General features: G+C 71.4%; 16 protein-coding genes and 2 pseudogenes. 11 read left to right on the forward strand and 7 right to left on the reverse strand.

What is annotated here, in order from left to right; translation table 11 throughout:
• The first annotated feature begins 146 nt into the window (after positions 1 to 146).
• From ACZ4SV_RS15580 to ACZ4SV_RS15590, 3 genes are all read left to right on the forward strand, one after another.
• Positions 147 to 1877 carry a discoidin domain-containing protein gene (locus ACZ4SV_RS15580; RefSeq protein WP_468004692.1) on the forward strand — a complete coding sequence of 577 codons (1731 nt, stop codon included), beginning with the start codon at positions 147 to 149 and terminating at the stop codon, positions 1875 to 1877.
• Positions 1878 to 1979: 102 nt separating this feature from the next.
• Positions 1980 to 3350, forward strand: a complete 1371-nt coding sequence (locus tag ACZ4SV_RS15585) for a DUF1996 domain-containing protein (RefSeq protein WP_468004696.1) — start codon at positions 1980 to 1982, stop codon at positions 3348 to 3350.
• Positions 3326 to 3880: a DUF305 domain-containing protein gene (locus tag ACZ4SV_RS15590; RefSeq protein WP_468004698.1), complete on the forward strand. Its 555-nt coding sequence runs from the start codon at positions 3326 to 3328 to the stop codon at positions 3878 to 3880. The genes ACZ4SV_RS15585 and ACZ4SV_RS15590 overlap by 25 nt, the downstream gene beginning before the upstream one ends.
• On the opposite strand, the pseudogene ACZ4SV_RS15595 reads toward ACZ4SV_RS15590, so the two are convergent.
• A pseudogene (locus ACZ4SV_RS15595) lies at positions 3873 to 4399 on the reverse strand (FAD-dependent oxidoreductase); the annotation flags it as partial. The gene ACZ4SV_RS15590 and the pseudogene ACZ4SV_RS15595 overlap by 8 nt on opposite strands.
• Here ACZ4SV_RS15595 and ACZ4SV_RS15600 point away from each other — a divergent pair.
• The 4 genes from ACZ4SV_RS15600 (at position 4356) to ACZ4SV_RS15615 (ending at position 8303) form a co-directional block, all read left to right on the forward strand.
• Positions 4356 to 4739: a hypothetical protein gene (locus tag ACZ4SV_RS15600; RefSeq protein WP_468004816.1), complete on the forward strand. Its 384-nt coding sequence runs from the start codon at positions 4356 to 4358 to the stop codon at positions 4737 to 4739. The pseudogene ACZ4SV_RS15595 and the gene ACZ4SV_RS15600 overlap by 44 nt on opposite strands.
• On the forward strand, positions 4736 to 5608 hold the full coding sequence (locus tag ACZ4SV_RS15605; RefSeq protein ID WP_468004700.1) for a hypothetical protein: 873 nt from the start codon (positions 4736 to 4738) through the stop codon (positions 5606 to 5608). Before ACZ4SV_RS15600 ends, ACZ4SV_RS15605 begins: the two co-directional genes overlap by 4 nt.
• Before the next feature lie 823 nt (positions 5609 to 6431).
• Positions 6432 to 7355 carry an aminoglycoside phosphotransferase family protein gene (locus tag ACZ4SV_RS15610; RefSeq protein ID WP_468004702.1) on the forward strand — a complete coding sequence of 308 codons (924 nt, stop codon included), beginning with the start codon at positions 6432 to 6434 and terminating at the stop codon, positions 7353 to 7355.
• A 405-nt stretch (positions 7356 to 7760) separates the two neighbouring features.
• On the forward strand, positions 7761 to 8303 hold the full coding sequence (locus ACZ4SV_RS15615) for a hypothetical protein (protein ID WP_468004704.1): 543 nt from the start codon (positions 7761 to 7763) through the stop codon (positions 8301 to 8303).
• A gap of 250 nt (positions 8304 to 8553) precedes the next feature.
• Here ACZ4SV_RS15615 and ACZ4SV_RS15620 read toward each other — a convergent pair whose 3' ends face one another.
• Both ACZ4SV_RS15620 and ACZ4SV_RS15625 read right to left on the reverse strand, forming a co-directional pair.
• Entirely contained in the window at positions 8554 to 9285 is a 732-nt protein-coding gene (locus tag ACZ4SV_RS15620) for a dienelactone hydrolase family protein (protein ID WP_468004706.1), read from the reverse strand.
• 278 nt (positions 9286 to 9563) lie between these two features.
• Positions 9564 to 10004 carry a hypothetical protein gene (locus tag ACZ4SV_RS15625; protein WP_468004708.1) on the reverse strand — a complete coding sequence of 147 codons (441 nt, stop codon included), beginning with the start codon at positions 10002 to 10004 and terminating at the stop codon, positions 9564 to 9566.
• A gap of 261 nt (positions 10005 to 10265) precedes the next feature.
• Between ACZ4SV_RS15625 and sigJ the strand changes: the two genes are divergently transcribed.
• The gene (sigJ, locus tag ACZ4SV_RS15630) at positions 10266 to 11210 is read left to right on the forward strand and encodes an RNA polymerase sigma factor SigJ (RefSeq protein WP_468004710.1); all 945 of its coding nucleotides are present in this window, start codon (positions 10266 to 10268) and stop codon (positions 11208 to 11210) included.
• 129 nt (positions 11211 to 11339) lie between these two features.
• Here sigJ and ACZ4SV_RS15635 read toward each other — a convergent pair whose 3' ends face one another.
• Positions 11340 to 12110 (reverse strand): NAD(P)-dependent oxidoreductase, encoded by a 771-nt coding sequence (locus ACZ4SV_RS15635; protein WP_468004712.1) that lies wholly within the window; start codon positions 12108 to 12110, stop codon positions 11340 to 11342.
• A 312-nt stretch (positions 12111 to 12422) separates the two neighbouring features.
• Here ACZ4SV_RS15635 and ACZ4SV_RS15640 point away from each other — a divergent pair, with 312 nt between their 5' ends.
• A complete protein-coding gene (locus ACZ4SV_RS15640) occupies positions 12423 to 13157 on the forward strand; it encodes a D-Ala-D-Ala carboxypeptidase family metallohydrolase (RefSeq protein ID WP_468004714.1) in 735 nt (244 codons plus the stop codon).
• Positions 13158 to 13386: 229 nt separating this feature from the next.
• Here the strand turns inward: ACZ4SV_RS15640 and ACZ4SV_RS15645 are convergent, their stop codons facing one another.
• Positions 13387 to 13560 carry a CsbD family protein gene (locus ACZ4SV_RS15645; protein WP_365942014.1) on the reverse strand — a complete coding sequence of 58 codons (174 nt, stop codon included), beginning with the start codon at positions 13558 to 13560 and terminating at the stop codon, positions 13387 to 13389.
• A gap of 139 nt (positions 13561 to 13699) precedes the next feature.
• Between ACZ4SV_RS15645 and ACZ4SV_RS15650 the strand changes: the two genes are divergently transcribed.
• Complete coding sequence (locus tag ACZ4SV_RS15650) at positions 13700 to 13870, forward strand: hydrophobic protein (protein ID WP_365942013.1); 171 nt, start codon at positions 13700 to 13702, stop codon at positions 13868 to 13870.
• 483 nt (positions 13871 to 14353) lie between these two features.
• On the opposite strand, the pseudogene ACZ4SV_RS15655 reads toward ACZ4SV_RS15650, so the two are convergent.
• A pseudogene (locus ACZ4SV_RS15655) lies at positions 14354 to 14590 on the reverse strand (aldo/keto reductase); the annotation flags it as partial.
• Between the two features lie 350 nt (positions 14591 to 14940).
• Positions 14941 to 15966, reverse strand: coding sequence for a GlxA family transcriptional regulator (locus ACZ4SV_RS15660; RefSeq protein WP_468004717.1), 1026 nt, complete (start codon positions 15964 to 15966; stop codon positions 14941 to 14943).
• 70 nt (positions 15967 to 16036) lie between these two features.
• Between ACZ4SV_RS15660 and ACZ4SV_RS15665 the strand changes: the two genes are divergently transcribed.
• Positions 16037 to 17419: an MFS transporter gene (locus tag ACZ4SV_RS15665; protein ID WP_468004719.1), complete on the forward strand. Its 1383-nt coding sequence runs from the start codon at positions 16037 to 16039 to the stop codon at positions 17417 to 17419.
• The last annotated feature ends 106 nt before the right edge of the window (positions 17420 to 17525 follow it).

A 17525-nucleotide genomic window follows, 5' to 3' on the forward strand; every position in this document is an offset into this window, starting at 1 on the left:
ATCTCAGGAACCGTTCCCCGGAACCAGCCTTGTGCGTCAAGGGTGTTACGGGCCTGTTGCTCAAAGCCTTGACAGTCCATGGGGACCGGCCCATTCTCACCCCTCAGGGAGCGCTCCCTCACTCTTCCCCCACTGAGGAGTCGCCCGTGCATCCCCTACTCCGCCGCATCGGCTTACCCGCCGTCGTCGCGGCCGTCCTGTTCACGCTCGTCAGCCTGCCCGCGCCCCGGGCCCACGCCGCCGAGACTCTGCTGTCGCAGGGCCGGCCCGTCGTCGCGTCCAGCACCGAGGACCCGTTTGGCGCGCCCGGAGCCGTCGACGGCAACCCGGCGACGCGCTGGTCCAGCGCCTTCTCCGACCCGCAGTGGATCAGGGTCGACCTCGGGGCCCCGGCCCGCATCAGCCGCGTCTCCCTGCAGTGGGAGGCGGCCTACGGCAAGGCCTTCCGCATCCAGGTGTCGGACGACGCCGCGACCTGGTCCACCGTCCACGAGACGACGGACGGCACCGGCGGCACCCAGAACCTGACCCTGACGGCCACCGGCCGCTACGTCCGCATGTACGGCACCCAGCGCGGCACCGGATACGGCTTCTCCCTCTGGGAGCTCCAGGTCTTCGGGACCAGCGGCACCGGCGGCGACCCAGGCGGCGGTGGCGGGGACGCGCTGCTGTCGTACGGGAAGACGGGCGCGGCCTCCTCCTCGCAGAGCGACCAGAACTGCTGGGAGTGCACGCCCGCCCGGGCCTTCGACCGCGACCCCGCCTCCCGCTGGGCGACCAGCTCCACCACCGGATGGACCGACCCCGGCTGGATCTCCGTCGACCTCGGCGCGAGCGCGCAGATCTCCGAGGTCGTCCTGCAGTGGGACCCGGCCTACGCCAAGTCCTTCCAGATCCAGGTCTCCTCCAACGGCACCGACTGGACGCCGGTCTACTCGACCACGTCCGGCACCGGCTTCAAACAGACCCTGGCGGTGTCCGGCACGGGACGCTACGTACGGATGTACGGCACCGAACGCGCCACCCCCTACGGCTACTCCCTGTGGGAGTTCCAGGTGTACGGCACCGGGGGCGCCCCGATCCCGGCGCCGCCGCTGCCGCCGGACCCGGCGCAGCCGCCGCGGCTGGTGTGGAGCGACGACTTCGACGGAGCCGCCGCGAGCAAGCCCGACCCGGACAAGTGGCGGGCCGATCCCGGCACCGGGCAGAACGGCGAGCTGCAGTACTACACCGACCACCAGAACGCCGCGCTCGACGGCGGCGGCCACCTCGTCATGGAGGCCCGCAAGGAGGCCAGCCCCGGCCGGGCCTGCCCGCCGGACCCGCTGACCGGCAGCACCACCTGCCAGTACACCTCGGCCCGCATGAACACCGGTGCCACCTTCCAGTTCACCTACGGGCGCGTCGAGGCCCGCATCAAGGTGCCCAAGGGCAACGGGCTGTGGCCCGCGTTCTGGATGATGGGCGCCGACTTCCTCACCGGCCGTCCGTGGCCGTACAACGGCGAGGTCGACATCATGGAGGTCCTCGGCAAGGACGTGAAGACGGCCTACTCGACCGTGCACGCGCCCGCCTACAACGGCGGCAACGGGATCGGCTCACCGTACCGGCTGTCCTCGGGTGCCGACTTCTCGGACGACTTCCACACCTGGGCCGCCGACTGGAACAGCAAGGGCATCGTGTTCAGCCTCGACGGACGCACCGTGTTCACCCTGGACAAGGACCAGGTGGAGCGCACGCGCGGTCCCTGGATCTTCGACCACCCGCACTACATGATCCTCAACCTGGCGGTCGGCGGCGACTGGCCCGGCCCGACCGACGCGTCGACGCCGTTCCCGTCCCGGATGCTCGTCGACTACGTACGCGTGTACCAGTAGCGCGGCCGGCACCGGCCCCCTTTGTCAGGTCCGGCCCGGACACCTCCGTTCCGGGCCGGACCGCAGCCGCACCACGTCCCACCCCTCAGACGAGGAAGTGACATGCGCAGATACTCCCTTCACCTCTATCCCGTATGGGTCGGTGCTCTGGCGATCGCCCTGGCCGCCGCCCTCGGCATCACCCTCGGCGCCCCGGCCGCGCGGGCCGCCACGGTCACCGTCCAGGCCGAGTCCTACGCGGCGCAGTCCGGCGTCACCCTGGAGACGACCGCCGACCAGGGCGGCGGGCAGAACGCGGCCTACCTCGCCGACGGCGACTGGATGCGGTTCGACCAGGCCGACCTCGGGGCCGCCGGCCGGCTGACGGTGTCGGCGCGCGTGGCCTCCGCCACGGGCACCGGTTCCGTCGAACTGCGCACCGGTTCCCTGACCGGCCCCCTGCTCGCCGTGATCCAGGTCAGCCCCACCGGGGGCTGGCAGACCTGGGCGAGCCGCAGTGCCGACGTCACCACCCACCCGACCGGCCCCCAGACGGTGTTCGCGGTGCTGCGCAGCACCACGCCCGGTGACTTCGTCAACATCAACTGGTTCTCGTTCGTCAGCGGCGGCGACGAGCCCGCGCCGGGCTGGGTCGACGTCGACCAGGCCAAGTGGCAGGCCCAGCTGACCCAGTTCCGGGCGATGACCCCTGCGCCGGTGCCCGCCAACGTGGTGCGCGTCCCCGAATTCAACGCCACCTGCACCTACAGCCACTCCAAGCCGGACGACCCGATCGTCGCCCCCGGGCTGCCGGGCGCGTCCCACATGCACAGCTTCTTCGGCAACAAGAGCACCGACGCGTTCACCACGACCCAGAGCCTGCTGGGCAACACGGGCACGAGCTGCGCACCGCCCAAGGACCTCTCCGCCTACTGGATCCCCACGCTCTACGAGCGCGGCAAGGCGGTCGAACCCGACGGGATGATCGTCTACTACGGGTCGCGGCTGCCCGACCCCACGGCGACCGTGCCCTTCCCGCAGGGCTTCCGTATGATCGCGGGCAACGCCAAGCTCCAGGTGGCGACTCCGGCCGGCTCGCCCAACCAGTTCTGGTGCGCCGGACCGGGCGGTGAGACCGGCCGCAGCGCCGACGGCAACTGGCCGCTGTGCGCGCCGACCGCCAAGCTGGTGTACCAGCTGGTCTTCCCGGACTGCTGGGACGGCAAGCACCTCGACAGCCCGGACCACAAGTCGCACGTCGCCTTCACCTACGACGGCAAATGCAGCGGCGCCTACCCGGTAGCCATCCCCTCGGTCTCGTTCGTCATCAGCTACCCGACCAGCGGGAGCGCCGACGGGTTCTCCCTGGCGTCGGGCATGGCCTCGTCCATCCACGGTGACTTCTTCAACGCCTGGGACACCGCGGCCCTCGGGCAGCGCGTGAAGGACTGCATCGTGCAGAGCGCCAAGTGCAACACCGCCGGAACGTACTGACCCGGCGGACGGCGGCCGCCCTGCTCCTGGGCCTGGCGGTCGCCGGCTGCACCCCGCAGCCGGCGACCGACCGGCCCGCGCCCGCCGCCTTCAACGACACCGACACCGCGTGGATCCAGCTGATGATCCCCATGGACGAACGGGCCGGGCTGCTCACCGACTTGGCGCCCGCACGCGCCGGCCGCCCGGCCCTGGCCGCCTGGGCGAAGGAGACGGGCAGGAGGCTCGGGGACGAACTCGTGCACCTGCGCGAGCTGTTGAGGCTCTCGGGCGTGCCCGACACCCGCCCCCACGAAGGCCACACCATGCCCGGGATGGTCGGCCTCGACACGGTGCGGAGGGTGAAGACCGTGTCCGGGGAGAACTTCGACCGTCTCCTCACCGAGAGTCTGCGGGCGCATCTCGTCCAGGTCCGCATGCTGTGTGCGAGCGAACGCACGTCGGGGAGCGCCGAGCAGGCGAAGGACCTCGCCGTCGCGATCGAAAGGAGTGTGGCCGAGCAGATCACCCGCCTCGACACGGTCACATGAGATCGCCATCGCCCGGCCGTCGCCGTCGTACGGGGCGGAGCCGCCGTCCCGCACCGTCCCGCACGGACGTGAAGAACTCGGTCATCCGCTCAAGCCCCTTCTCGCCGAACATCGTCTCCAGGCTGGCGGCCGACGCGGCGGCGGCGCTGCGCGGGAAGAGTGCCTCCTCGTACGCGGCGAGGGCCGCCTCCGGGTCGCCCGGGTGGGCGGCGACGGCCTCGGCGAGCTCGGCGCCGTCCAGCATCGCCAGGTTGGCGCCCTCGCCGGCGAAGGGGGACATCAGGTGGGCCGCGTCGCCGAGCAGGGTGACGCCGGGGACGCGGCCCCAGCGGGTGCCCGACGGGGAGGGCGTGGATGCGCCGCGGGACGAGCGCGCCGCCGGCGTCGGCGACGAGGCCGCGCAGACCCTCGTCCCAGCCGTCGAAGTGCGCGAGCACCGCGGCCTTCGCGGACGGCGTCGTCGCCGAAGCCGACGGTGTCCAGCCAGCCCTCGTCGGCGCACAGGGCGGTGTACGCGGAGTATGAGTTCGACGTCCACGCAGACGGCACCGTCACCTTCGGGATCTCCTACGTGAAGATCGACGACATCGTGACGATTCTCGACGAGTTCGAGCAGGCGCTCGTGTCGTCTTCGTCGGTGGGTTCCTCCCTCTTCGGCTTTCGGCTGATCAACGCGCCTGCGATAGTTGCGGCTGCCGTGATGAGGGCCGGGAGGACGACGGCAATGATGTGCCCCACGGGGAGCCCTCTTTTTCTCTGCGGTTTTGCTGTAGAGGCGCGCAGAGGGGAAAATGTGCACACGATGTGGCGCACGTCACAATGGGATGCGGGTCGTCGACTCGTGCGACAGGTGACATGACGCGGCCTGAGCTGCCGTTTCACGTCACGTCACCTCACCGCGCGACGCTAAGCGGGCCCGCGCCTACGGTCCGCGGCCATGGTCACGACCGCCGCGCCGTCCCGCACCCGGATTGCCTCGCTTGCCGTCCGCGCCGGGACATCGTCGACTCCGGCCTGTGCACCCAGACGTCCGCGGTCCCCGACTGGCTCGTCCGCCTGGACCACCTCGAGCACCTGGCCGCGATCCCCGCCCCCACCCGCCCTGCCCTCCTCGCCGGACTCGACGACGACATCGTGTGCGACCTGATGGTCCTGTCGTACCTGCGCACCGGCACCACCTACGCCCTGTGGACCGACTCCCCCGGAGGGTTCGCCCAGGACGTCCTCCGTGCACTCGACGCCGCGGCGGCGGTCCTGGTGATGAACCTGATCGGCGGATGGGTGTTCACCTGGCTGGTCATGCGGGCCTACCCCGGCCTGCACCCCACCGCGGCCGCCGCGGGCGCGCACTTCGTCGACGGGGGCTACACCCTCGGCACGTTCTGCCTCGCCGTACTGGGCGGGGGCGTCATCACGCTCATGACCCGCATGCACCACGGCACCGAGTCCATGACCGGGAAGATCATCGCCTCGATCGCCACCGCGTTCGTCCTGGCCGGCCTCGGGCTGTGGCACTCGGGTCCTGGACTCCCTGGTCGCGTTCGCCGGCCTGCACACCGGCCGGACGCCCTACGGCTACGTCGCTGGCTCGGCTGGCTGGGCTGGGCGGTCCTCGGCAACGTCGTCGGCGGCCTCCTGCTGACGACGGCACTGCGCCTCGTCCGCAGCGCCCCGATGCTGACCAACGCCGCCCCGCCAGCCGCCCGCGCAGGACACCCGGACGCATAGCGGTACCTCGGCACAGTGCGGACGGGCGCAGGGACGCGCGGCACCTCGGCGACTCCGCCGGCCCGCCCCGCCCCGCACCCGGTACGTCCTTGTCGGCACCTCCGTACGCGACCTCACGGCGGACCGGATCACGGCGTTCACGACACCCACGTACGCGATCAAGCAATCGGTCACCGGCCTGCACGACCTCGACCAGACGCTGACCAAGCTGGCCGGCTCCTGCCCGGAGCACAGCGCGAACACCGCGGCACGCTCCTGATCACCTGCCATCCGGAGGGGGCCGCGGGCGAGCAACTGCTCGGCGCGACCTGGCTGCTGGACCGCAGTGCCCCTGGCCACCGTCTCCGACGACGTCCGCGAACGTCTCCGGTGCGGCGAGAGTCCGCCGCCCGGACGCGGCCGCCGGCGGGAGGACGCGGCGGACGCCGAGCCGTCACCGGCCCGGACCGACCGAACAGCGGAGAACCAGCCGTCACGGGCGCTGCTGCCCTGGTTCAACGTGGTGGCCGTGCGGAGCCAGGACTGGGCTCAGCTCCTGGGTAGTACCGCCGCAGCGCGTCAAGGCCATCGCCGAACTCGCCCGTGGCTACGCCGACACCTGGCGGCAGGTGGCCGAACACCTGGGAAAGGTCGAGGTCGACCTGCCGGACCTCCGCACCACGGGCGGCGAAACGCTCGGTGCGGTGCACCAGGCCGGACTACCGTCAGGTGTCTGAGCACGTACCGCCCGCCACCTCCCGCACGGCCACCCCCGGCAAGGCGAAACCCGCCCGGGTTCCGTCGGCCGGGGGCGGGAAGCCCACTCCCCGAAGGAAAGCCCCGCATGAAGTCGCCGGAAGACATCGACGTCCCCGACGCCCTGATCACGTCGTACACCAAGAACGGCGGTGAGGCGGAACGGGCCTGGATCGCCGCCCTGCCCACACTGGTCGCGGAGCTTCTCGACCGGTGGCGGCTGGAACGGGACGGCGCCATCGGCTCCGGCGAGGCCTCGCTGGTGGTGCCGGTACGGCGCGAGGACGGCGGCAGGGCCGCGCTGAAGCTCCAGATGCCCCGCGAGGAGACGACGGCCGCGCTGATCGGACTGCGGGCCTGGAAGGGCGACGGCATCGTGCGGCTGCTCGATCACGACCCGGAGAGCAGCGCCATGCTGCTGGAGCGCCTGGACGCTTCGCGCACTCTCGCGTCCGTCGTCGACGACGACACGGCCATGGGCACCCTCGCCGGCCTGATGACGCGGCTGCACGCCGCCCCGGCGCCCGGAGGCCTACGCCGCCTCGACGACGTCGCATTCGCCATGCTGGCGGCGGTGCCGGAGGCCGTCGTCTCGCTGTCGGACCCGGAGGACCGGAGGCGGCTGCACGCCTGGGCATCGGCCGTCGCCGAGTTGGTGGACGAACCCGGCGACCGGCTCCTGCACTGGGACCTGCACTACGAGAACGTGCTGGCCGCCGAGCGCGAACCGTGGCTCGCCATCGACCCCGAACCCCTGGTCGGCGACCCGGGCTTCGACCTGTGGCCGGCCCTGGACACCGGCTGGAAGAAGATCGAGGCCACCGGGGACGCCCCGCGGGTGGTGCGGCGCCGCTTCGACCTGCTGACCGAGGCACTGGAACTGGACCGCGAGCGCGCGGCCGGCTGGACCCTGGGCCGGCTGCTGCAGAACACGCTATGGGACGTGGAGGACGGGCGGACCACCATCGACCCCGCCCAGATCGCCGTGGCCAAGGCACTCCCGCGCCGCTGAGCCCCTCCGCCTCCCACCCACACACCGCGAAGCGCGGCGCCGTATGACACCGACGCCTCAATGCCACTTGTCGCATCTCGCGTGCCCTCGTGAAGCGCGATGGTCACGAACCGGCGGGTTCACCGCCGTACTCGAAGGTCTGATGGCAGAGCGGACCTGGTCTGCGCTCCGATGCCCCGGCCTACGACACCCAACTCCGCCTGATCACCGCCACGGCGAACGGCACGGCGTCCGACGGCGTCCACGACCACGTCCCTCCCGGCGTGTTGCTGACCATCCCGCCAACTCCGTACGGGCTCCGCCCGCAGCCGGACGCCACTCACTGGTCACAGCTTGACCACACCCATCTCGCGCCCGCCCAGGCGAGCGGATGATTCCCCCCACCACACGATCCCTGGGGGGACCATGAGCGACACCACGCCCACGCCGCCACCAATGCCCGGCTCACCGCCGTCGGCGCCGAAGAAGTCCCGCACCAACCTCGTCATCATCGGCTCAGCTGCCGCCGTCATCGCCGCAGTCGTAGCCACCGGCGTCGTGGTGGTGCAGTCCAGCGACGACGGAAGCGAACCGGTCAGGGTGGTCAGCCCGAGCACTCCGCACAAGGACGTCGCCGCCGCTACGGGGGAGCCGGAACCGACGTACGCCGAGGTCACAGCCGATAACTTCACGATCAAGTTGCGCACGACCAAGCGACAGTGCTTCGGGTCGGCGGGCTGCAACATGACGGTCGAGCCGAACCTGACCTTCCTCGGCGACAGCGCCAGCATTGACCCGAATGCCGTGTACGAGATCACCTACGAGGTCCACGGCGACGAGTCCGGCCCGGTCATCGAAACGGCCGAGCTGTCGGAGCAGACGAGCCTGAACTACACGCCGTCAATGATCAGCACCGCGTCAGCGGGTACGAAGGTATCCGTGCAGATCACCGATGTCACGGTCCGGTGACCGAACGGCTGACGGCACGGATCGAGCCCTGACCGGGGCCGGCACAGGACCGACACATGCCTGATCGGTAACGGCGTGATCGGTGACGGTGAGCTGCCGGGCTCCCTCTGCCTGTTCAGGCACACCAGTGCGGGCCCCCGCCGAGACGGCAGGGGTCCGCGGCGCGAGCAGCGGAGGGGCGGCGGGGCCTGCCCCGGTGAGCAGCGTCCCGGCACGGTTTACCGGCTGCTGGTGGCCCGAAGGCCCGGCCTCACTTCAGGTGTCGGGTGAAGAACTGGGCCGCGGCGTCCCCCGCGTACTGCGGGACGCCGGTGTGCCCGCCCAGATTGGCGTGCAGGGTCTTCTCCTTGGAGCCGAAGGCGTCGAACAGGTCCAGGGCCGCCTGCCGGTCGTTGCCTTCGTCGTCCCATTGCAGCAGGACGTGCAGAGGAATGGTGACGCGCCGGGCCTCCTCGAACAGGGCGCGCGGCACGAAACTGCCGGCGAACAGGACGGCGGCCGAGATACGCGGCTCGGCCACCGCCAGCCGGATTCCGAGGGAGATCAATCCCCCCGAGTAGCCGACCGGGCCCCCGATCCCGGGCAGCGACAGCAGGGCGTCCAGGGTGGCCTGCCATTCCGGGACCGCCTTTTCGACCAGCGGCAGGATGAGCCGGTCCACGATCCCCTCATCGACCGGCTCGCCGGCCTCCAGAGCCCGGCGCAGGTCGGCGCGGGCCTGCTCTGCGGCGGCGGAACGGGGCCGGTCACCACTGCCGGGAAGCTCGATGGTGGCGGTGGCGAAGCCGTCCGCCGCAGAGTGCCGGGCCCGGGCCACCAGCCGGGGGTACATCTTGTGCAGTCCGCCCGGGTGGCCGAGCAGGATCAGCGGCGCCGGTGCGGGACCGGACGGGGGCGTCCACAGGATGCCGGGGATGTCACCGAGGGTGAATGCGCGCTCGAGAACACCGTCGTCGAGGAACTGTTCGGAAGTGACGTGCATGGACGTGCCTTTCGGGAGTGCTCTGCAACGGCGCTCCCGGACGACCTACCGCCCGACCGTGACCCCGGAGGGGAGCACCCATGTCGATACTGCGTTCACGGGTACCACCTCCTCGTTCTCTCGCACGGCCTTGGGAAACGTAGCAGCGGTGACGGTGGCCCGCCAAACGGGTTTTTGCCCGCGCTCCCCGGCCCGGCCCGGCCCGGCCCGGCGCGGCACGCGGGACAGCCGGCCCGGCACCGCGCGCTGTGTGCGGTGCCGAGCGTGTCCGGGTCCGGTCAGCAGCGCACTGTGCTGCCGTGCCAGCCGGTGGCGTAGGGGTCGGGAAGAGATGTGTTGAGCACCCACCCGTATTCGTTCTCCGATGTGTGGAGGTAGGTCCAACTGCGCCCGATGGCATCCCACACGTAGCAGTGGTAGTTGATCGCTTCGCCTACCCCGATGTTGCCGACGATGCTGCACTGGGAGGTCGTCCCGGTCCGGATGTTGACGGTGCCCGTGACCGCGGCGATGGTGAGTGTCGGACTGGTGTCGCGATCGTGCTCGGTAGTGCCGCACGGCAGGTTCGGCGCGCTGTCGGCGGTCGCATGGGCGGGGAGGGCCGCCGTGGCGCGGTCACGGTGCTGGTCGGCCGGTACGGCGGCGTTCGCCGGGACGGCGACGGCTGTGACGACGGCGCCGGCCGCGACGGACGCCGCGACCAGTCGGGAGATCTTCAATGTGGCTCCTGTGTGAGTGGGTGTCTTCTTCGCGGCGGGCTCCGTGAGTTCCGCCTGTCTCGGTCGATACGGCTGCCATCCTGAGAGACAGGTGGGCGTGGGACCGTGACACCGATATCGCCGATGTGACCCGCGTCTCACGGCTGCTGCAGAGACGGCGATGAGCCGGGCGACACGGTCCGCAGCACGTGTGGCGCCCGGATGTCACACTTCCCGTGCCGTCGGGCCTCTCAAGGGGATCCGAGAAGAGAGGCCGCGCCGATGCCCGACCGTACGCAAGACAGCACGACGACGGTGTTCGCCGAGCACCGACCGCTGTTGTTCTCCATCGTCTACAACCTGCTCGGGAGCGTGGCCGACACCGAGGACGTACTCCAGGACACCTGGCTGGCGTGGGCGCCCAGACACCGGGCCACGGACGCGGAAGAAGTCGTCAACCCGCGGGCCTACCTGGTACGGATCGCCGTCAACGCCGCTCTCGCACAGCAGGCCGCCATCAGACGCCGCCGCGAGACCTACGTCGGCCCCTGGCTGCCCGAGCCCCTGGTCACCGAGGCCGCCGGCACCGCCGAGACCCCCGACGCCGCCGCCCCCGCTCTGCGGGCCGAGGCGGTGTCGATGGCGCTGCTCGTGGTCCTGGAGACTCTCACGCCGTTGGAACGCACCGTGTTCGTCCTGCACGAGGTGTTCGGCTACCGGCACACCGAGATCGCGGACATCCTCGACCGCGCCCCGTCCGCCGTACGGCAACTCGCCCACCGTGCCCGCGAGCACGTCCAGGCCCGCCGCCCCCGCTACCAGGCCGATCCGCGCATGCAGCAGCAGGTGACCGAGCGGTTCCTCGCCGCCGCACTCGGGGGTGACGTCGACGCCCTCATGGAGATCCTGGCGCCCGACGTGACCATGTGGACCGATGGTGGCGGCAAGGTCCGGCAAGCGGCTCTGCGCCCGGTGCACGGCCGCGACAAGGTCGCCCGCCTGATCGCCGGCGCCGTCTCCCGGCGGGGGCAGCACATCGACGTCCGCTACCGGACGGTCAACGGCGACCCGTCCGCGCTGCTCCTCGCCGACGATGCCCCGTTCGCCGTCATGGTGATCGGCCTCAGCCCCGAGGAGAACCAGGTGTCGGGGATCTACGCCGTGACCAACCCCGAGAAGCTGGCCCATGTCACGCCGGATACGGCGCAGGAGGCCCCGGCTGATTGACGGCGGTTCACCAGCCGGCGGGACGGCTGTCCGACCTCCGGCACGGAAGTCCGCTGTCCGGGGCCGGGGCCGTAGACCGTGGCCGGCCGCGCGCGGGCGGCGCGCCCGGCCACGCGCGGACCGGATGCCTCAGGACGGGACGCCGCCGACAGCCGCGGCGCGGTCCCCGTCAGGGCCACTGCCCGGAGCGCCCGGACCCCTCCGCCTGCCGCCGAACGCCTCCTTGCGAAGCATGCCGATGAAGCCGGGAACCCCCTCCACGGTGCGCACCTCGACCACCGCCCGTGGATCACGGGCGTCGACCACCTGACGCAGCAGCGCGTCGGCCAGGTCCGCACGGGAGGTGAACCGGCCGGGCAGGCGCGGTCCCGCGGCCATCCGGTAGGCACTGACGGCAGCCGTGTCGAAGAGGCCGGCCGGACGGACGATCGTCCAGTCGCAACCGCTGCTCCGCACGATGTCCTCCGAGCGGCGCATGTCCTCATACACGCTGCGCCCGACGAAGCGCGCGACGAAGGGTTCGAGCACCTTGCGGAAGAGGAAACTCTCGCCGGGAGACTCCTGCCCGCCGACGGTGGTGGAGGTCACGCAGACCAGGCGGGTGACGCCGTGCCGGGCCATGACCCGGGTGATGTGGGTGGCGCCCGCGCTGTACACCGTGACGGGCCGGCGGCTGAAGGGCACCCCGAGCGTCGAGATCACCCCGTCCTGGCCCGCCACCGCGGCGTCGACCGCGGCGAGGTCGTGCACGTCGCCCCGGACGACGCGCAGAAGAGGATGCCTCAGCGGGAAGGCCCCGGGCTGTCGGGTGACAGCAGTGATCACATGTCCCTCGGTCAGCGCCTGTACGCAGACCTGCCGCCCCGTAGGGCCGTTGGCCCCGAAAACAACGATCTTCACAATGCCGCCCCTCTCACGCGTGTCTGTCGCAGTCCAAGAGGGCGGTACGCCGCCGAGTGTGACGCGGCATGCGGGCGAAGACCGGGGTCCGTGCAGGGCGCGCGACGCTTCCGTGCCGCGCACACCCCTTCAAGCGCAGATTTCGCGTACCCATGGCGTACCCGTCGCGTACAGGAGATGTCGTCAAAGCGGCCCTGTCAGGCCGGCGCGGGTCGGGGTTTACGACCGCGGGCGAGGCGATCGTGGGTCCTGTTGACGGCCCGGGCACGTTCCGGCACCGTCGAGGGTCCCATCCCCTCCTTGGGAGGCACCATGCTCAGACGCGCGCTCCGTACCCTTCTCTCGCTTGTCATGCTCGCTTCACTCGCTGGACTCGGTGTCACGCTCACCACCGGCATCGCGCACGCGGACGACTGTTACACCTTCCCGCGCACGCTGAGCCAGGGCAGCAGCGGTGAGGACGTGCGGCAATTGCAGATCAGGGTGGCCGGCTACCCCGGGTACGGGGCCGTCCTGGCGATCGACGGGGAGTTCGGGCCCGGCACCAAGGCCGCCGTCACCCGTTTCCAGCAGGCGTACGGGCTCGGGGCGGACGGCGTCGCGGGCCCGGCGACCTTCAGCAAGATCTACGCCTTGCAGGACAGCGACTGCACGCCGGCCCACTTCACCTACGCGGAGATGAACCGCTGCAACTCCGACTGGTCCGGCGGGGCCGTCTCCGCTGCGGCGGCCCGCGCCAACGCGCTGCAGCAGATGTGGAAACTGGAGGCGCTGCGGCACGCGCTCGGCGACCGGCCCCTGACCACCAGCAGCGGCTTCCGCTCGTACTCCTGCAACAACGCCGTCGGCGGAGCCGCCACCAGCAACCACCTGTACGGGCGCGGGATCGACCTGGTGGGCTCGCCGTCCTACTGCGAGATCGTCAAACAGGCTCGCAACCACGGCTTCAACGAGATCCTCGGTCCGGGCTACCCGGGCCACAGCACCCATGCTCACCTGGGCAGCCAGAGCTCCCGCCTCTGGTCGGCCTCCTCCTGCGGGATCTGAGCGGTTCCGCGGGCGGGGCGGCTCAGGTCGAGTGCATCGGCTACGCCCGGTACGGCAACGGCACCCCCGCCCCGATCGCACCAGCGCCCTTTGATGGGCGTGCAGGACTTCCAGGAGTGCGAGGAAGCCGGGAAACGGTCCGAGTTCCTGGCGGGTGACGCCGAAGCGGGGCCCTTCCCCCTGTCGGGAAGGGCCCCGCTTCGGCGCTGCGGGAAAAAGGGGGAGGGCGTCAGTGCTTGAAGGCGTCCTTGGCCTTTTCCTTGGCGTCGCGGGCGTCGCCGGTGCTCTTCTCGGCCTGCCCCTCGGCGGCCATCCGGTCGTTGCCGAGGGCGCTGCCCACGGCCTCCTTGGTCTTGCCCTTGGCCTGCTCGGTCTTCGCCTTGGCCTTCTCGTCGGCACTCATGATCCAGGGCCTCCCAGGAGTAGTGGTTCACTGTTGCGGTAACCGGCTCGTGCCCCGGCTCGCTCAGCACAAACAAAGGTGTGATCGAGGAATGTGAACAGGAATGCAGGGCAATCGGGAGTCCAGGAGGTTGATAGTTATGGTTCCCCTTTTGCTTGTCCTGCTTCTCGCGCTCATCCTTTTCGGTGCCGGTTTCGCCCTCAAGATCCTGTGGTGGGTGGCGGTCGCCGTGCTGGTGGTGTGGCTGCTCGGCTTCGTGATGCGCTCCACCAACACCGGTGGCGGCCGCGGCCGCTGGTACCGATGGTGACCTGACACCGCACGCCCACGTGTAGGGCCCGGCCGGAGACGGCCGGGCCCTGCACGCATCTCCGGTGAACAACACGGCTACTTTGGACGAATGCGTCACAAAGGGAATCCGGGGTAGGTGGACGGGAGCCGGGGGCGGGACGGACACGCGCGCCAGGAACCCGCGCAGCCTCCACATCACCGCCCCGCCCCCGGCCTCGACGCCGCACGCGGCAGCCCACCCGGCTATGTGCGGCCCGGCGTACGCCAACTCGCGGCCGGCGCCCATGTCATCGGCCTGGAGGGCCCGAAGGTAACTGGACGCGCTGATCACCGCGTCCGGGGACATCGGTGCGGGCGGCAGCAACGTGTCGCGCATGACGACTCCTCACGTACGGGACGCCACGCGGATCACGCTCGGCGGACTGGGGGCGGCGATCGATCGTGCCCACCCCCGAACCGGGAGTTCGGAAAACCGAACCACGCGGTCGGCGCGAGTGCGTGATCAGGTGGTCAGTGTGTAAGTGCCGAGCCGGCTGACGACGGCCGGGTCGCGGTGGTCCAGGAACAGGGATGCTCCGGTCTCCAGGGCGGCGATGGCCGCCATCTGGTCGTCGGTGAGTCCGAAGTCGAAGACATCGAGGTTTTCCGCCATCCGGTCGGCGCGCACCGACTTGGGGATGACGACGACACTGCGCTGGATGAGCCAGCGCAGTACGACCTGTGTGACGGACTTCCCGTGGGCGGCGCGAGTTGCCGGTGGGGCACCGCTCGACGCGGCCCGACCGGCGTCCTCCTCGATACCTCGCCGACTACATCGACAGGTGTGTCCTCCTCGGCCAGCGCCTCCAGATACTGCTCCAGGCCGATTACCCGCCGCGGGTGCGCTTCTTCCGCGTCCCCCAGAGCCGCCCGCACCCGTTGCAACTCGGCACGGGCACCGCTCGGCACAGGCCGCGCGCAGCGCCGTACCGATGCCGCAGTGCCAGCGACCGGGGCCGACGTGGAACCCGGTGGTGCAGCGCGGCGATGCTCCCGGCCTCGGCGGTCACCGCGGCCCGGATCACCCGCCCCCGGTCGCACGGCCATCGATCAAGCCGCAGAGGACGCAGAGGACGCAGAGGATGCAGAGGCCGCGGAGGACGTGGAGGACGCGGACGGCAGTGGGCCGGTTCCGCCGGGTCGGCCGAACCGGGCCCGGTAGGCGCTCGGGGTGAGGCCGGTGCGGCGGACCAGGTGGCCGCGCAGCGAGTCGGCGGTGCCGAGACCGCAGGCGGCGGCCACCTGGTCCATGCGCAGATTCGTGGTCTCCAGCAGTTCCCTGGCGCGCTCCACGCGCTGGTGCAGCAGCCACTGGAGCGGGCTGACCCCGCTCTCGGCGTGGAACCGGCGGGTGAGGGTGCGCACGGAGACGCCCGCGTGCCGGGCCAGGTCGGTCAGCGTGAGCGGCTTGTCCAGGTTCCGCATGGCCCAGCCGCGGGTGTCGGAGCAGGCGGTACCGCGTTCGGACGGCAGCGGGGTATGGGTGAACTGGGTCTGGCCGCCGGGTCGTACGGGGGCGACCAGGGCGAGCCGGGCGACCTCGTTGGCGACGGCCGCACCGTAGTCGGTGCGGATGAGGTGCAGGCACAGGTCGATGCCGGCGGCGTAGCCGGAGGAGGTCAGGAACTGGCCGTCCTGGGTGTAGAGGACGTCACCCCGGACGTCGACGGCGGGGTGGCGACGGCGCATCTCCTCGGTGTGCGCCCAGTAGGTGGTGGCCCGGCGGCCGTCGAGCAGTCCGGCTTCGGCGAGCGAGAAGGCTCCGGTGCAGATGGAGGCGATGCGCACACCGTCCGCGGCGGCCTCGCGCAGCGCTTGGAGCACCCGCGGGTCCGGAGCGAACGGCTCACCGGCGCCCGCCACGATCACGGTGTGCGCTCCGCGCAGGGCCTCCAGGCCGCACGGCACCGACAGTCCCAGCGTGCCGGTGGTGGCCACCGGCCCCGGGTCGGGGGCGCAGATCACCACCTCGTAACCCGGGCGCCCGTCGATCCGGGCCTTGTCCAGGAGCAGTTCGGGGATGGCCAGGTTGAACATCGACACGGGCGGCGACGCGACGACGGCGACACGGTGCATGGCCAGAACCTCCGGAAGCATGGCATTCAGGCCACTACTGTACGGCGAAGACCCTCCGCAGCATGGGGACATGCCAACCGATCAGACCGCCCGGTTCCCCCGACTCCACGGCCTCCAGACCGAGCCGGCCGACCGGCCCGCTCCCCCCCGCACCCTGTTCGCCGCCCTCCTCGGGTTCGCGTTGATCACCCTCGACGCCTCCGTGGTGAACGTGGCCCTCCCGGAGATCGGCTCCGCGCTCGGCGGCGGCCTGTCCGGGCTGGAGTGGGTGGTGGACGCCTACACCCTGGCCTTCGCCGCCCTGATGCTCTCCACCGGGGCTTTCGCCGACCGGGCCGGGGCGAGCCGGGCCTACGCCCTCGGCATCACCGTCTTCACCCTGGCCTCGGCGGCCTGCGGCCTGGCGCCGGGCCTCGCGGCACTGATCGGTGCGCGGGTGGTGCAGGGAGTCGCCGCGGCCGTGGTGCTGCCCGCCTCGCTCGCCCTGGTACGGCAGGCGTACACCGATCCGGCGCGTCGGGCCAGGGCGGTGGCGCTGTGGGCGGCCGGGGGCTCGGTCGCGGTGGCGCTGGGTCCCGTGGCGGGCGGTGCGCTGACCACGGCCTGGGACTGGCGGGGCATCTTCTTCGTCAACCTGCCGCTGGGCGCGGTCGCCCTGGTCCTGCTGCTGCGTGCGCCGCGCTCCGAGCGCCGGCCGGCACCGCTGGACCTGCCCGGGCAGCTGACGGCCGTGATCGCCCTGACCGCGCTGACGTTCGCGGTGATCGAGGGCGGGACGACGGGGATCGCGGCCTTCGCCGTAGCCGTCGCCGCGGCCGTCCTGTTCGTCCGGACCGAGGCACGCCAGCCGCACCCGGTCGTCCCGCTCGGACTGTTCCGCGACCGGGCGGTGCGGGTGGCGGTCGCGGCGGGGGCGGCGTGCAGCGTGGCGTTCTACGGGACGGTGTTCCTGTTCTCCCTCTTCTTCCAGCGGGTGCAGGGCCGTTCGGCGCTCTACGCCGGGCTGGTGTTCCTGCCGATGTCGGCACTGATCGCGGTGACGAACGTGGTGGCCGGAAAGCTGGCGGGACGCTACGGCCCGCGCCTGCCCCTGCTCGTGGGCCAGGCGCTCGCCACGGCGGGCCTGCTGGGTCTGCTGTACGTCGACGCCGGCACGTCCGCCATCGTGGTGGCCGCGCTCCTCGTCCCGCTGGCCCTCGGCTGCGCGCTCACCGTCCCGCCGCTGACGGTGGTCATGATGGAGGCTGTGCCGGCCGAGCGGGCCGGCCTGGCGGCCGGAGTGCTCAACGCGGCCCGGCAGGTGGGCGGCGGGCTGGGGATCGCGGTCTTCGGAACGCTGGTGTCGGGAGGTTTCGTGGCGGGGATGCGGGCGAGTCTGGCCGGTACCGCGGCCCTGTTCGCCCTCACCTTCGTCCTCGGCTGTCGCCTGGGACGCGGGCCGACCGACTCCTGAGGGGCGGGGGCCCGCAGTCGGGGTCCGCGCCCGCCCGGTCCAGCGCTCGAGGACTCCGTCGAACAGGCGGGGAAGCAGTCCGAACTGCTCCTGGAGGAGGGCCGGC

The organism is Streptomyces sp. NPDC027672 (assembly GCF_055566335.1).